12 protein-coding genes are annotated in these 15828 nt (G+C 58.8%); 4 read left to right on the top strand and 8 right to left on the bottom strand.

Going from position 1 to position 15828, the window contains the following annotated elements:
- The first annotated feature begins 143 nt into the window (after positions 1-143).
- The 4 genes from KQI84_03290 to KQI84_03275 all read left to right on the top strand — a co-directional run bounded on the left by KQI84_03290 (position 144) and on the right by KQI84_03275 (position 5704).
- Entirely contained in the window at positions 144-2660 is a 2517-nt protein-coding gene (locus KQI84_03290) for an ATP-dependent Clp protease ATP-binding subunit (protein ID MCB2153884.1), read from the top strand.
- Between the two features lie 185 nt (positions 2661-2845).
- Positions 2846-3862, top strand: a complete 1017-nt coding sequence (gene aroF / locus KQI84_03285) for a 3-deoxy-7-phosphoheptulonate synthase (GenBank protein MCB2153883.1) — start codon at positions 2846-2848, stop codon at positions 3860-3862.
- A gap of 20 nt (positions 3863-3882) precedes the next feature.
- A complete protein-coding gene (locus KQI84_03280; protein ID MCB2153882.1) occupies positions 3883-4692 on the top strand; it encodes a hypothetical protein in 810 nt (269 codons plus the stop codon).
- A gap of 106 nt (positions 4693-4798) precedes the next feature.
- The gene (locus KQI84_03275; GenBank protein ID MCB2153881.1) at positions 4799-5704 is read left to right on the top strand and encodes a prephenate dehydrogenase/arogenate dehydrogenase family protein; all 906 of its coding nucleotides are present in this window, start codon (positions 4799-4801) and stop codon (positions 5702-5704) included.
- Here KQI84_03275 and KQI84_03270 read toward each other — a convergent pair.
- The 8 genes from KQI84_03270 to KQI84_03235 are packed head-to-tail and all read right to left on the bottom strand — an operon-like array spanning position 5701 to position 15717.
- A complete protein-coding gene (locus KQI84_03270; GenBank protein ID MCB2153880.1) occupies positions 5701-6699 on the bottom strand; it encodes a hypothetical protein in 999 nt (332 codons plus the stop codon). The two genes, KQI84_03275 and KQI84_03270, sit on opposite strands and share 4 nt — an antisense overlap.
- Positions 6696-7718, bottom strand: a complete 1023-nt coding sequence (locus KQI84_03265; GenBank protein MCB2153879.1) for a hypothetical protein — start codon at positions 7716-7718, stop codon at positions 6696-6698. Before KQI84_03265 ends, KQI84_03270 begins: the two co-directional genes overlap by 4 nt.
- Positions 7715-8740 carry a hypothetical protein gene (locus KQI84_03260; protein ID MCB2153878.1) on the bottom strand — a complete coding sequence of 342 codons (1026 nt, stop codon included), beginning with the start codon at positions 8738-8740 and terminating at the stop codon, positions 7715-7717. Before KQI84_03260 ends, KQI84_03265 begins: the two co-directional genes overlap by 4 nt.
- Positions 8741-8742: 2 nt before the next feature.
- Entirely contained in the window at positions 8743-10710 is a 1968-nt protein-coding gene (locus KQI84_03255) for a hypothetical protein (GenBank protein ID MCB2153877.1), read from the bottom strand.
- Positions 10711-10720: 10 nt separating this feature from the next.
- Positions 10721-11353: a hypothetical protein gene (locus KQI84_03250; protein MCB2153876.1), complete on the bottom strand. Its 633-nt coding sequence runs from the start codon at positions 11351-11353 to the stop codon at positions 10721-10723.
- A gap of 28 nt (positions 11354-11381) precedes the next feature.
- On the bottom strand, positions 11382-12353 hold the full coding sequence (locus KQI84_03245; GenBank protein ID MCB2153875.1) for a hypothetical protein: 972 nt from the start codon (positions 12351-12353) through the stop codon (positions 11382-11384).
- Positions 12350-15406 (bottom strand): DUF1565 domain-containing protein, encoded by a 3057-nt coding sequence (locus KQI84_03240; protein ID MCB2153874.1) that lies wholly within the window; start codon positions 15404-15406, stop codon positions 12350-12352. The genes KQI84_03245 and KQI84_03240 overlap by 4 nt, the downstream gene beginning before the upstream one ends.
- Positions 15400-15717: an STAS domain-containing protein gene (locus KQI84_03235; protein MCB2153873.1), complete on the bottom strand. Its 318-nt coding sequence runs from the start codon at positions 15715-15717 to the stop codon at positions 15400-15402. Before KQI84_03235 ends, KQI84_03240 begins: the two co-directional genes overlap by 7 nt.
- Positions 15718-15828 lie beyond the last annotated feature (111 nt).

The raw sequence follows: 15828 nt of genomic DNA, 5'->3' as shown, positions 1-15828 counted from the left end.
TTGTGGCACGAGAGTTGTTGTCCCCGATACATTGACAGGCGGCTTCATCTGCCCCAGGATAATCTCAGAAAAGAACGAGGAGTCCGCAGAAGCCGCATCGCCACACACCCCGACACAGCGGATTTCTCAGGAGGACAGTACTAATGCCGATCAATGACACCCCATTCACCCCAGGCTGGAAAGAAGTCATGCGCCAGTCCCGCAACGAAGCGGGTCGCCTGGGTCATGATTACATCGGCCCGGAGCACTTCCTCCTTGGCATCATCCGCAAAGCCGAGGGATTGGCGGTGCAGACGCTGCATAACCTGAACGTCGATCTGGAAGACGTGAAGATGGAACTCGAGCGCATGCTCGAAGTGGGCAAGGGCCCAACCGTCGGCATCTTCCCGCAGAACGTTGAGGCCAAGAAGGTCATCGAATCTGCGCGTAACATTGCGAAGCAGTTGAAGCATAACTGGATCGGAACGGAGCATCTGCTCCTTGCCTTGATCAAGGAAGAGAACACGTTGGCGGCGCGATGCCTGCGCCAATTCAATGTGGACTTCAACAAGGTCAAGCGCGAGGTGCTGAACCTGATCGAGGGCAACGCGCCATCGACCGGCACCGCTCCGTCTTCCGGCAAGGCCGCAGGCGGCGAGGGCACCGAGAAGTCCAAGACGCCGGCTCTCGACACGTTCGGTCGCGATCTGACCCAGTTGGGCCGTGAAGGCAAACTGGACCCGGTGATTGGCCGCGAAGATGAGATCGAGCGCATTCTTCAGGTGCTGTGCCGCCGGACGAAGAATAACCCGATCCTGCTCGGCGAGCCCGGCGTTGGCAAGACAGCCATCGTCGAAGGCCTGGCACAGCGCATCGTAGCCGGCGACATTCCGGACCTCCTTGTGAACAAGCGCCTGCTTTCGTTGGACCTTGCGGCGATCGTGGCCGGTACCAAGTACCGTGGCCAGTTCGAGGAGCGCCTGAAGGCGATCATGCAGGAGATCCAGCGCAGCCAGGACGTGCTGATCTTCATCGACGAATTGCATACGTTGGTCGGCGCCGGCGCCGCTGAAGGCGCGATCGATGCCAGCAACATGCTGAAGCCGGCCCTGAGCCGCGGCGAGATCCAGTGCATCGGCGCCACGACGCTCGAAGAGTACCGCAAGTACATCGAGAAGGACGGCGCGCTGGAGCGTCGCTTCCAGAGCATCGTCATCAATCCGCCGAGCACGGACCAGGCGGTGGATATTCTCAAGGGTCTGCGTCCGCGGTATGAGAGCCACCACAACGTGATCATCAGCGATCAAGCGGTCGACGCGGCCGTGACGCTGTCCGAGCGTTACGTCACCGATCGCCATCTGCCCGATAAGGCCATCGACGTGATCGACGAGGCCGGATCCCGTGCCCGCCTCATGGCGAACACGAAGCCGACCGAGATCAAGGAACTTGAAAAGGAAATCTCCGACCAGGAAGAAGCTCTGCGCGAAGCAAAGAATCGCCAGGAGTTCGAGAAGTGCGCCGAGATCAAGACGAAGCGCGACGAACTGATGGCGCAGAAGGAAGAGCAGATCGAAGCCTGGCACAAGCGCAAGACCGACACGGAATCGTTGCACACGATTTCCGGCGAGGACGTTGCCTACATTATCTCGAAGTGGACCGGCGTGCCGCTCGTCAGCCTCAAGGAAGAGGAGACCGAGAAGCTGCTGCGCATGGAGGATCATCTGGCCCGTCGCGTTGTCTCGCAGCGCGAAGCGATCGAAACGATCAGCAAGGCGATCCGCCGTTCGCGTTCCGGCCTCAAGGATCCGGCGCGCCCCACCGGCTCGTTCCTGTTCCTCGGCCCGACCGGCGTCGGCAAGACCGAGTTGGCAAAGACCCTGGCCGAGTTCCTCTTCGGCAGCCAGGACGCCCTGATTCGCATCGATATGAGCGAGTACATGGAGAAGTACAGTGTCTCCCGCCTGCTCGGTGCGCCTCCAGGCTACGTCGGCTACGAGGAGGGCGGGCAGTTGACCGAGAAGGTTCGCCAGCGCCCGTACTCCGTCGTGTTGCTCGATGAAATCGAGAAGGCCCACCCGGACGTGTTCTCGCTGTTGCTGCAGGTGTTCGACGACGGGCGCCTGACGGATAGCTGGGGTCACGTGGTGGACTTCCGCAACACGATCATCATCCTGACCTCGAACGTCGGAACGCGCCGCATCCGCCAGGGCGGAACGGTCGGATTCCAGGCACAGTCGGACGAGATCGATTACAAGGCCATGCGCGAACGCGTGATGCAGGAAGTGAAGAAGGTCTTTAATCCCGAGTTCCTGAACCGGCTCGACGAGATGGTCGTCTTCCATTCCCTGACGCGCGACGACATCGATCACATCGTGGACATCATGATGGAGCGACTGAACAAGCGCCTGACCGAGAAGAAGATCACCCTGACGTTGGCTGATGATGCCCGCGCTCTGCTGGTCGAGAAGGGACACGATCCCGAGTACGGTGCCCGTCCGCTGCGCCGCGTAATCCAGAACATGGTCGAGGATCCGCTCTCCACCATGATGATCTCTGCGGAGATCGGCGAGGGTGCCGAGATCGTTGGCCACTTGGCGGAGGACAGCGAGTCCCTGCGCTTTGAGATCACGAAGCCCGACGAATCGAAGGAAGAAGAACCGGCCCTGAGCGGCACGACCTGATTCCTTGCCACAGACTGACGATAACCCGCCGGGCGCCTCGTGCGCCCGGCGTTTTTTGACCCCGCGCGGAGGGGCACCAGTTCTGCGTCATCCCGCCTATGCTATTGACGGGTGGCGGGGGCATCGACACCCTGATGGTCCGCTCGCAGCAGCGCAGCCGCAATTCTGAACGGGAGTACCCTTGTATGATTATCGTAATGCGCCATGGCTCGGACCAGGCAGAGATCAGTCACGTTGTCGAAGCTATCGAAAACGCGGGACTGAAAGTCCACATCTCGCAGGGTGTCGAGCGCACGATTATCGGCGCCATCGGCAACGAGGCGCAGATCTCGAGCATCCCGTTCGAGGCGTTCCCCGGCGTCGAGTCGGCCACTCCCATCGTCAAGCCATACAAACTCGCCGGCCGTGAGTTGCATCCAAAGACCTCGGCATTCGAATTGGCTCCGGGGGTACAGATTGGCGGCGATGAACTCGTCTTGATGGCCGGCCCGTGCAGCGTCGAGCCCGGCGACGTGATGTTGAAGTCCGCCATCGGGGTCAAGGCCGCCGGCGCAAAGGTCCTCCGCGGAGGTGCGTTCAAGCCTCGCACCTCGCCCTACGATTTCCAAGGGCTCGGCGAGGAGGGACTGAAGCTGCTGGCGGAAGCACGCAAGGAAACCGGCCTCGCCATCATCACGGAAGTGATGGACACCCGCGACGTCGAACTCGTGTATCGATACGCCGACATCTTCCAGATCGGTGCGCGTAACATGCAGAACTTCAACCTGCTCAAGGAAGTCGGGAAGACGGACAAGCCCGTCGTGCTGAAACGCGGTATCGCCGCCACGATCAAAGAGTGGTTTATGTGCGCGGAGTACATCCTTGCCCAGGGCAACGAGCGCGTGATTCTGTGCGAGCGCGGTATTCGCAGCTACGATCCCTCGACGCGCAATCTATTCGACGCGACCGCCGTGGCGATTGCAAAGGCAGAGACCCACCTGCCGGTGATCGTCGATCCCAGCCACGCCGCCGGCACATGGCAGTGGGTTGAGCCCATCTCTCGGGCCGCGGTTGCGATCGGCGCCGATGGATTGATCATCGAATCGCATCCCAACCCCGAGCGCGCTCTTTCCGATGGCGCCCAGAGCCTGCGGCTGGAGAAACTGGCGGACGTGGCCAAGAACCTGAAGCCCCTCGCGCAAGCTATCGGACGAAGCTTCTGATCCTCCAAGTCGGCAGGCAAATGCTCGAGCCGCTCCGACCATCGAAGAACCCGATCCTGCGACGCGAAGCGCGCCTGCTGTGGCACGACTTGCTGCGCCAGCCGATGTTCTGGGTCGTGGTACTTGCGGCTTTCGGACATCTCGGGTTCAGCGTGCTGCTGCTGCTCGGCTTCTCCGAGAGGTTTGATGCGTACTCTCAGTACTATCTGCAGTTCACATTCTTCCATTCCATCGTTTATTTCGCTCCACCCTTCTTCATCTTCTTTGCGTGGAGGCGCTGGCGTCGATCGACTCGATTCGAGGAGATGTACCTGACCGGGGCCTCGGCTGCAGATCTGTTTTGGGCGTTTGTTTTGACCCGCTGCGGTTTGTTGTTTGGACTGATCGCGCTGTTCTACATCCCGATGCTACCCTGGGAAAACTGGTGGCTGCTGCGTTTCGAAGAAGGCGACGTAGTCTCATTGACGGACGACTCCTGGACCCGCCTGCACTTCCTCATCACCTGGCTGTACTTCATTTCCGCGATCTTCTTTGGCGTCATTGGTGGAATCTGGATCCAGGAACGTCGCCACGGCCGAGCGGGGCACAATTCGCTCCGGGACTCTTTCGCCAGCAACCTGTTCCTGGATCTGATCGCCTATTTTGTGGTCCTGAAAGCGCTGCCAAACGCGAGCTTCAGCGATCTCATTTCTTGGCCCGACTTCCTTGCCGTTCTTCTGGAACTCCACGCAACGCCGTGGTTTGGACCGCCCTACGCGGCACTCAAGATCATCCTTACGCTTCTGATGGCCCGAACCGTGATCAAGGGCCTTGGTCCTCGGGAACCGTGACGAGTAGAGGGGGGCAACAAGAGGCCAGGCTTTCTCCGCTTGCTTACAGGGTGCCGTTCCGCGTTTCAATGCAGGGACGCCGCCAATCGCCCGAGAGGTCAACCGCATGACTGCACCGAAGCTGCCACCATTCGCTCCCGTCGGGGCTCTGCTGATCTCCGGACTCGGATTGATCGGCGGATCGGTCGCGTTGGCGGCGCGACGCGTTGGGTTTGCGGATCGCATCATTGCAGTCGGTCGAAATGAAGAACGGCTGCGCGCCGCCAAGGACGCCGGCGTCATCGATGAATGGTCGACCGACGAAGCGACCGCCTTACCACAGGCACACTGGATCGTACTCTGCAAACCCGTCGAGCTCATTGTTGACGAAGTCGAACACGTCCTGTCCGTCGCGCGTCCCGGAGCAATCGTCACCGACGCCGGCAGCACAAAAGAATCGATCGTCTCTCGCGCCGAAACGCATCATCACCACCACGACGCGCAATTTGTCGGCAGTCATCCGATGGCTGGTTCCGACAAGAGCGGTTGGGAGAATGCGCGCGCCGATCTGTTCGACGGCGCGACGTCCTTTGTGACGCTGACAAAGAAGACGCATCGTCGCGCCGCGGTCCGCACGGGGCTATTCTGGGAAGCGCTCGGTTCGCGCGTTGTCTATGCCTCGCCCCAACGCCACGACCAGATTGTCGCGCTGATCAGTCACGTTCCACACCTCGTGGCCGTTGCGCTTATCGATCAACTGCACCGCAGCGGAGAGGACCCGAATCTCCTGCGCCTGTTGGCCGGAACGGGACTGCGCGACACCACTCGAATAGCGCAAGGCAACCCCGAGATGTGGGAGCAGATCTGCACACAGAATGCACTCTCGATCGCCGAGATGCTCGATCGCGTCGGCGGCCGATTGCACGACCTTGCACGGCTCCTGCGCGAGCACGACACCATCGGCCTCCGCAATTGCCTGCATCGCACGCGCGACCTGCGCAAACAAATTGGCGACACCCCACCGAAGGGCTAGACCACGTCTTCCTGAATCCGCTCCACTTCTTCTCGAAGTGCGTAGACCCAATCCTCGTTCCACCTGTGTTGCGTCAGTTCGTCCAGATTCACATCGGCCCCTTCGCCCCACCACAAGGGTGCGAGGTTTTCAATCTCACCGATCATGTATTCCATTTCTGGTCGGAACTTGGAAAGCGTACGAAGCAGGAGGCCAAGTAAAGCAATGGTCAATGCAAACAAGATGGCAGGATGGGGAACTGCGATTGAGAACGGAATCGTCACAAGCGCAATGAGCACCAACGGCCATGCCAATCGGAGGAAGTCGCGAACTGCGCGGCGATGAGCCAACTCGGGGGCATTTGTCAAGGCATGAGCCCGAAATGCCAACGCGGATGACATGAGCGCAACAGAACCGCTTATGAAGGCGACGAACATGCCGAAAGCATACACGATAAGGGGGAAGTTCGGTATGGTCCTGACAGTCGGGGGGAGGCGCAGTAAGTACTTGATGATCCAATTCACCATCGGAATCAGCATCAGCGCGATCCAAACGGCGTTTGCCACAAACCCGGTCAAGGCAGTCGGCACGGTGACTTGTGCTTCCAGATACTGTCGCGGGCTAATCGACGATGCAGACAGATTGGCGGGAGCAAACAGCGAGGCGCGCTCGTGCAAGATCTTGCCTAAGCACCGCTGAACCAGAATGCTATTGATGAAGACCGCAATGATGCCGCCGGAGAACCCTATTGTCAGAAGACTCAGTATCCCCTTTGGGCTGAGACCCACAGCCATGAATGCAAGAGGGAGAAGCACACAGAGAAATCCGAAGGTCGAGAGGATGCGGTAAGTTTTCTGGTTGAAGAGTGCTTTGCTTAGGGAGCGATCCATCAAGAGTGGGTTCTTGAGCGAGATCAAATTCCCCAACACGATGGCCACGTAATTGAAACCAACCCGATATGTCCACGGCCAGTGGGCGAGACCCTGACGTAGTTCGTTGTACTCTTCTGGTTTCATAGACCTTTCCCACTTTCAACTCGCGCTTCGGCATTCAGGCGCAGCATTTTACCATGCAGCGGCCGTGTCCAATCGCCGAGCCATTTCCTCTTCGTCAGGTCATCCAGATTTACGTCTGCGCCTTCGCTCCACCACAACGGGGCGAGGTTATCGAGTTCCCGAAACAGCTCCTTTATCATGCGTCGCAGACGCAGAAAGACGAGAACCCCTGTAGTGCAGAGGGGGACAATGAAAAAGAGATCCAGCAAGTCGCTTTGAAAGAGGAGTCCGAGAACGACAGCAAGCATGGCCAGGATGACCAGAGGGAGGCAGATGCTCATCATGTCCGCAACAGCTCTGCGATTCGCCAACTCGATATCATCCGTCAAAGCGTGTGCTCGGAAGGCAATTGCGCCAGCGACAAGAGAGAAGTGACCGGCAAGGAGAACAGGAGCGCACAGTAGTCCAAGACTTGCGCTCAGGGCATCGGAACTGAGCATGCCGGAAGATGTAGTTCCGGAGATGATTTCGTAGGGCGCAGAAATGACGTACCCGATCAAATACAGAGCTTGGAGTGAGAAGGCGACAAAGAGGCTCAGCGAAGCAGGGATCAGGACATGTACAACCACGAACTCGCTCGCAGAAATCGCTGACCCCGACAGGCTTGCGCGAGAAAGGAATGCCGAGCGAGATCGAAGAGCTCTTCCCTGAACCCATATTACTACCAGAGCATTCAGCATCACGATCAAGACACCCATCGCCATTGGAACGACGGAGTCAATTCCCCGGGCCCCGCGGAATAGCCCTGCCTGAATGGGCAGGGCCGAAGCCAACAGCATGAGTGAATAGACAATCGTGAGAATGAGATACTCCCTACGGGAGGCCAACTGCCTGCTGATAGCAGGTTCCGTCAGCAGCGCATTGTCGAGCGGCAGGGGCATCCCCTCGAACTGGATGATGAAGGATATGCCCCATCGATACCGAAGTGGCCAATGCCGGAGCTTTGCCTTCAGCTCTTTCAGCTCCGAGGGCAAGATCATGATTCGCCCTCCCAGGCTCCCTGCCGTTCGACAAGCCGCGCCGCTTCGGCTCGCAGCGGCCGCGCCCAATCGCCGAGCCACTTCCCCTTCGTCAACTCATCCATATTCACGTCAGCCCCCTCGCCCCACCACAAAGGGGCGAGGCTTTCGAGTTCGCGAATCGCCCGCAGAATCCGCCGCTCCTGGACGTAGACACTGAACATGATGCAGGCGAAAGCCACGAAGAATAAGAATGCGAATCGCAGTTCTCCATTTGCCAAGAGAGCAAATGCGGAGGCGAGAAACGCGGGAATCCACAGCAAGTGCCCTTTGAGATAGTCGGCGGTCATCCGTTTCTCGGCCAGATCTCGATCTGCCGTCAGAACTCGCGCTTTCATTGCAGTGGCAGTGGCGATCATTGTTGTGTGGCCAATCAGGGCCATCACACCTGCGAGGAAAACATAGAGGAAGTAAACGAGATCTGAAGAGATTCCGCCACGCCAAGTTCCGGTGAGGAAGAAATCGACCAGGAGTTTTCCGAGCATCGCGACGAATAGCGGTGTTGCCAGTGCGAGGACCAGGACACGCGCGACCGCCGCAGAAACAAGGACGTGGGCCTCGACGTAATCCTTAGCGGCGATCCCGGTCTGGGCAATGGCGGCAGGGGATGTTAGCGGTTGTGTCGTTGCAAGAAGCCGACACTCAATGCGTTGCACGATAATCGCGAAGAGCAGGTTCGCAAGGAAGAGCCCCGATGTAGCCGTGATCGCCACGAAGTTGAACCCGCCGGGCAGACCGCAGATCTCCAGAACTGCAATTCCAATGAGCAGAACCAGAAGACAAGCAAACCAGAGTTGGCGATAGTACACAACTCGTACAAACACACGAGACAGCGCGGGATCAATGAAGAGAGGATTGCACCACGGACTGAGCGTCCCCGGAATCAGGCCTTTGTTTCCCCCGCTCAGGTGCTTCAAGCCATACCGCACAATGAAGGGGCAGTGATCGATACTGCCTGATTGGATTTCGGATTCTCGCCGCATGTTCATGTTTCCCCAATCTGGGAACTGGCGTTCTCGCGTAGAATCTTCTCCCGCAGCGGCCCAGTCCAATCACTCACCCATTTCTTACCGGTTATTTCTCTCCAGTCTTCCTCCGCGTCTCTCTCCCACCAGAATGGGGCGAGGTCGATGAGGTCCTGAAACCAATCTCCACATGTGATGGGATAAAGAACGATGAGAAGAACGAGTGGAATTGGGAACAGGAGCCCAATCAGAGGCGTTGGCAGTTGAAGCGCGTAGACAAATACGCACAATATACCAAATACTGGAAGAGGCGGAATCACTAGTAGCAGGGAATCCCAACCCATTCGCAGCAGGGCGAGAGACGTTGATCGCGTCAGGACCCGTGCGCGGAATGCAATCATGCCACCCTGCAGGGTAAACGGTACGATCAGAACAAGGGCGATCAGGCTACCGAGCAGGGCGCTGCTCCCCCAGATTGTAAGCCACCCGAGGATCATGATGAGAATGATTGCCCCAGGGAGCAGGATTGCCGCGATCAGATTGATAGCCGTGGGCAACAGGATCGTTGCTACGACATTGTCTTGAGCATCGAGTGTGCAATCGATTGGGATGTGTGGCGGCCACAAGTCAGAACTCCGGTTCGCGATCCGGAATACAGCAGCCTGAACAGCAATGACGGAGGTGCCAACGATCAGAAGGCCAAGCAGGAGACTCGCCGGAAGAAAGTGTTCTTTGGCTAGGCCCCCATGGAACGATGAAGCGAGCGAGGCGCAGGCAAGAGACCCCATAAGGATGCCGAACCACACAAGCCAGATGAAGCCGGGAGCGCGCCTCTTGATCTGGAAGAGGAGGCGTCGATCTGTCAGGAGCTTGCTCGCTGAAGGCTCCATTGTTCTTTGGACAATTAGTTGCCCCGCCCCATCCAGCAGTCGCAAACCCACCCTAATCGGAAGGGAACAATGCGCGAATGCCGTGGCTCGGCGTCGGCTCGTCAGCCCATCCTCGTCCCAGCCATAGGGCTCCACTGTGCGGGGATGCGCGAATTCAATCCCCCGCATCCAATCCCACAGCCGCGCGCGGTTTGCTTCCGGTTCCATCTCCATGCCAGCCAGGAACCACCAGTTCGAAGAATGATGGACAGTCTGTCTGAACGTGGCGAGTGCTCGATTTCGACATGCAGTTGACCCGGCAATGAGGAGCCGAATGGCTGTCACGACGACGATGCCGAAGGCGAACACATACGCCAGGAAAATGGCATCAAAGACCCCGACAAGGGATGAGAGCGCAATGGGGAGAATCGCCCATCTCCCCATATCTGCCATCATCCGAATGCGCGCCCACCAGTAACCGCGCGTGAGCAGTCGCGCACGGATGGCGTACGTTGCCCCGGCGAACATCATGGAGAAACCGATCGGAATCTTGAGGAAGAGAGTCAGGGGGATTGTCAGGAGAGCAAGTATGAACTCCGATCTCCCTCCGGAATGGAGTAGATAGAATACGAGCGCTCCGCATAGCCCAAGCGAGTAGAGGAGATAGGTCACGAATTGCAGCGCCATCGGGCGGGCGATCATGCCGAGGACCATTTCGCGCGGAGTCATGCGTGTGACGGCGATCTCATCGACGGGCACCGACCAGCGCAGTCGGAACCACTGTCGCATAACCATGATCTGCATCAGAACGGCAGCACCAAACGGCGCCAAGACCGCGTCGGCCAAGACGAATCGCATACACTCGCTGAAGATACCAAGCCTGGCCAACAACGTAAAAAGAATGACTTCCGCAACCAGAAAGGCAATCCATGGCAGCCACGCCGCTCCATGATCCGCAATGCGATCATGGCGCGGCCCATAGTTATGAATGACGAGCGGATTCTCTTGGATCGCGGCGAATTCATCACTCCAACCCTTCCGGCGGAGCGAGAGCAGCCACAGGCCAAAGCGAATATCGGGCGGGATGCGGTACTCTCGGCTGTCGCTGTCGGTCCGCATCCCATCCCTCTCAGTATTCGGCGTACAACCCGCCCGTTTCTTCCATCCAGTCGGCGATCTTGTCGCATGCACGGGGCACATCGTTGTCGGACATGTCGACGACGAACGTGCGGAGCTTAGACTCCGAAACCATCTTGCGCATCAACTCCTGCTCCTCAACGAAAAGGTCGAGGTCGTCGTACTGCGAAGGGTTTCCGCTGACCTTCAGGCGCTCCTCACGTGCCGCCGCGAAGGACTCAGGCGTGCGCGTGCAATATACCAATCGGAAATCGAGAGCCGCGAGCCTGTCTTCGAGCCAGCCGAAGTCGTAGTCTTTCCCGCGCGTCTTGAACTGGAACATCCGCGTGGACAGATGGAAGCGATCGACGATCCAGGAGTAGTAGCACTGGAGTTCAAACAACCGCATCCACGTGCGGTATGTCTCCATCGCGCGCTCTTCCTCTTCCGGATTGAAATTGATCAACCCCCGCCCCCACGGGAAGTTGGTAAACGCGCACCACTCGCCACTGATGACAGGCGAGTGATAGCGGTATTTGCGAGGACCGACGATTCGCGGATGCTCGTTCAGCGTGAACGCGATTTCGGTCTTGAATGTCAGGCGTGTGCCTTCGAGGATGATCTTCGGACAGAGCTTTCCTGCCATGATTACTTCCCCCGTTCGTGTGAGATTGCTACCGCCGGCGAATGTGCAGAAGACCCGATACGAGCAGTGTGAAGGGCTCCCACCAGCGAGGAGGTCGATACGGAACCCAATCCGGATCTTCAGGGTTGCGGATCCACCATTTGTCGGACTCCCTCAGCGTCCACATTCCGACCTCCACCGCATGATTCACAATCATGCGTGGCAGCAGTATTAGTATCACGATCGCCACTGCCGTAGGAGGCACAATCAAGATCGGGAGCAAGAAGAAGAATATCAGATAAAGCGTTGAAAGCGATATCAGGAGCAGTGCCGGCACAAATGCCCATGTGAGAAGCCAATCCGTGATCAACCGTAGTGTTCGTTGTGGCCTGCGAATCATCAGAGACGCACGCATCCCCGCGGCAGCGCCGCCCGCGATGGAGGCCTGAAGAAGAAAGAATCGCAACAATCCACCGATGATGCAGCAGAATGAGAAGATCGTTAACCGCATCCCGATCAGGCTGTTTGGAAACCCGATCGCGAGAAGGATGCAGATCATCGCGCCGCCGATCATCCAGGCGATGGTTGCGACGAAGTTCCCGAGCGAATGCAGCGAACTTGCGCGGAACAAGATCCCGTGAGCGTACTCGTCGGGCTTCATTGTTGTCAGCGCCATGTTGTCGATACCGATACGGCGGCGAAAGGTCTCGAACTGGCTGTCGGTGGCGGCGGCCGCGAGCAGACCCATCAATCCCGGAAAGATCAAAACCTGAGCAGCGAGAAGAGCGAAATACAGGTTCGGCCGCAATGCCATGCCGGCGCGATATGCCACGTAGAGGTCTCCCATGGTGATGATCACCCAGGGTGCGATGCGGAGCAGATCTCCATGCCAGCGAGATGCACGAATGGACTCCTGCACCAGGGCCGATTGCTCCGGCTGATCGGGCCAGAGAAACGAAAACCGGAGTGGCTTTGAAACGTAAGTGCTGCCCCAGCGGAGGTGCTTCGGGAGGGGACTCATGGCCTGTCTGACGTGATCACCGGGCCGGCGCTCGGATCTTGCAGGCTGTCGCGGATCGGACGCGCCTCGGTCGGCATCAGTTCCTCGGCCTCTCCCCAGTAGTTGCCGCGCGCCATGACAGTCTGCGGCGTCTCGTTGATGATCCCGTAACTACCGGACTGCGGCCACAGAAGATTCGCACCACGGCTCTGAAACGGACCGCCACCGAGATCGGCCGTGCCTCCGCGTACGATGATGCCGGCCGTGTTTTGGAGGATACGCTCGTTTTCAAGTTTCAGATTTCCCGCCTCGACCAGAACGCCCACGCCGCTGCCGGAGATCAGCGCGCGATTACGATCTTCCTTCACGACCAACGCACCGCTGGCGGAGGAGAGGCGGATCCCAACGCTGTTCTGCCGGAAGCGACTCGCGCCCGTGCCGAGGAAATTCCCCAGCGTCACCGACGTCGGATTGTCGTGGTCCGGCGCCAGGTGAATCCCCGAGTCGTAGCCTTCGATGTTCGCCGCTGTGACTAAGAATGTCTCCGGCGAATGGCCACGGGAATCGAACAGAATGCCATCTTCCTGACGGTCGATGGCATTGTATGCGCTGCCGAGGCGCAGGCGAATCTCCTTCGCGGAACCGCTCGTCCACGTTCCTCGAACTGCCAGCCCGGGGCGGACGTTCTCGGCTGACAGATCGCTGATTTCGATCGCACCCAAGGCAGTGGAACTGAAATCGATTCCCTCGGCATGAATCGAAGGATTGAGCTTCGGCCGAAGTTCGACATTGGAGAGAGCTGCGCTCTCGAAGGTCCCAGCAATACGGACTCCAGCCTCAGAGAAGCCATGAATCTCTAACCCCGCTGCGTCGAAGTTTGTGGCTGGGGAGGGCGACTCCACGAGCAGGCCAGTGCCGGCGAGTTGATGCACCGTGGTGTCCCGCAATGTGGCACTGCCGACGATATGCAAAGCGGCGCCATCGGTACTGCCGGTCTCGATGGAGAGCCCCTCTGCCGAAAGCGCAATGCCCTCATCGCCACTCCACTCGATTGCAGTCTGGCTGGTCTGCGAGCCAATGGATACGTTATGCAGGAACATCGCACGATTCTTCGCGACAAGCGGTTGGGCATTCAGGTCAAGCAGGCGCATTCGCACATTGCGCATCTCGATCGAGCCTCTCCCCGGAGCCGCAACAACGCCGGCCGCGGGGAAGCCATCGATGTCCACATCCTGCAACTTCAGTTCGCCTCCACGCCAACTGATCGCCGTCTCCGGCCCGTCAGGTGCGAAGGAAATGGCGACGCCTTCCAATGAGAGTTGTGCCGCGTTGGAATCGATTGTGGCGTCTGCGCCTTCACGGGCTACGAGGCGGGTCTGATCCGCGCCTTTGCCCCGAATCGTCAGCCTCGACGGCATGCGCTCCAGCGGCGGATACTCACCAGGGCCGAGCAGGACCGTGCGAACGCGGGCGGCGCGGGCTTCAACTTCTTCGCGCGAACGATACACGGAACTTCCGTACCCCAACGTCCGGCGATCGGCCGTTGAGTCCCAATGAATCGTTGAGCCTTTGAAGTCTCTGCGAATCTCAAAATAAACCTCGCCGTTGCCCGCTTCTCCGATCGGATTGTCCACGTCCCCGTCATCGATCAGATCATCGATGGCAACATGTCCGAGATACTCGAGTCGATTCTGGAACCAGCGATTCCCAAACGCCGTAACGGAGTTCGAACCCTCGTTGCGAATGGCGAACGCCGTCGGCGCCGGAACGCGCAGCACGTTCGCCCCGTTCTCCACCTGTGTTCCCAGGTCGACGCCATCCGCTTCCTTGGCGATCAGGATGCCGAGCGCATTATCCAGCACCTTGCTGGTGCGCAGAACCAATTCGGCCCTGCTTCCAACACTGATGCCGACTTCACGATTTGAAGCAACTGTGGCGCTGACTCTCGCAGTGGCGCCGTCTGTCACGGAAACGCCGGTGCGGTTATCGGAAATGCTGCCACCGTTCAGAATCACCTTCGATTCTTCGGCGAGCAGGCCTGTGTCGCACTGCTCGATATGGAGATTGGACGACGCCAGCGAAGGCCCCCGAAGTTCCACTCCTACATTCCACTTCTCGATGGAGGCATTTGCGAGTTTTACCACCGAATCGTCACCAAGCAGACGCATACCCGCGCCGTTTCCGCGGCCTGAAATCTGGATACGATTTGCATTTAATGTACCGAAGTCCACCGTCTCGACGAATGCACTCTCACCCTCAGGGAGGAAGATATCGTCAGCGGAAACATCTGCGATCTTGATCGTTGATTGTCCGACCAGTTGAACTGCACTTGCGCGGAACGATCCGCCGATTACCGTACGATGCAACTCCACCGGAGCGTAATCTGATTGGACAGACAGAGCGGATTCGAATGAATCGGTGATGAAGCAATCTTCAATCGCTAGCGGTGCCGTCAGATCGTCGGCCGTGATGGCGCTTCCGCCGCCGACGAATTGTGCTTCGATGCGCCCAATCGTGTTGCCATTCAGGTGCAGGAACGAAACTCCATCCTGCGGCAGGGCGATGAACTCGGAATCGGTAACGAGGAGTTCTGCGCCGTCCGTTCCACTCACGGTCACTCCCTGCGGAGTGTGGAAGAACGTGCATCCCTCCAGGCGAACGATCGAATCTTTGGCAGCGATTGCTGGTGATCCCGCCAAGCCGGCGAAGCGGCAGCCGTCAAATTCGGCCTCACTGCCGGCAGCAAACTGGAACGCCGAAGCCTGTCGATCTTCTTCGCTGCTCCAGAAGACGATTCCGATGAACTGCGCATCTCCCGAGATCTTCCACCCGGCGGGAGGCACCTGCCAGGTCGTCTCGCCACCTGTGGACTTGTACCTGGCGGCCGGGAGTTGCCCTGTCGGAGGCGTGTATTCGCCCGGGGCGAGCAGGACGTTGTCGCCGGACTGAATCTGAGCCAGAAGGTCTGGGAGGGTTTCGGGGGAGGCCTGCAAGTCTTTTGCAGAGGCCCCGGCAGTGCTGAGAAGAAGGGGGAGAAGTAGTATCGACAGCCGACGCGCCGACCGCATCACCATGCCGTCTCCGTCGAGTCGTCGATATCGGGGGGCGTCTGGTGCCCCAGGCCGAGCAATTCCGTCACGCCGGCATGCACCAGCGAGCGGCGGGGGATTGATGCCACGTTGACCGTTCGGAGTTGAATTCCTTGGCGTTTGCATTCCAGGTATAGCCGCACCAGATGGCCGATGGCCATGGAGTCGATGAAATCCACACGCCGGAAGTCGAGCAGCACCTGGCGGCGTTGGGATTCCTTCCAGGTTCCCACCTGAAACATCAATTCCGCCAGAAACGACTCCAGCGGTTCACGAACATCGATCAAGTCTTCCACGACGGGGCCTCCGATTTCAACAGGCGACTCCTATGGCGGGGGCATGACAGCATCAAGGAAAAACAGAAGCCCACCCAACGACTTCGCTTTGACAAGCCAACTGCCTCCGGC

The sequence above is a fragment of the bacterium genome (assembly GCA_020444065.1).
In the GTDB taxonomy this organism is placed as follows: domain Bacteria; phylum Sumerlaeota; class Sumerlaeia; order SLMS01; family JAHLLQ01; genus JAHLLQ01.
The sequence above is the reverse complement of the archived record's forward strand: the minus strand, read 5'-3'. Positions and strand labels throughout refer to the sequence as shown.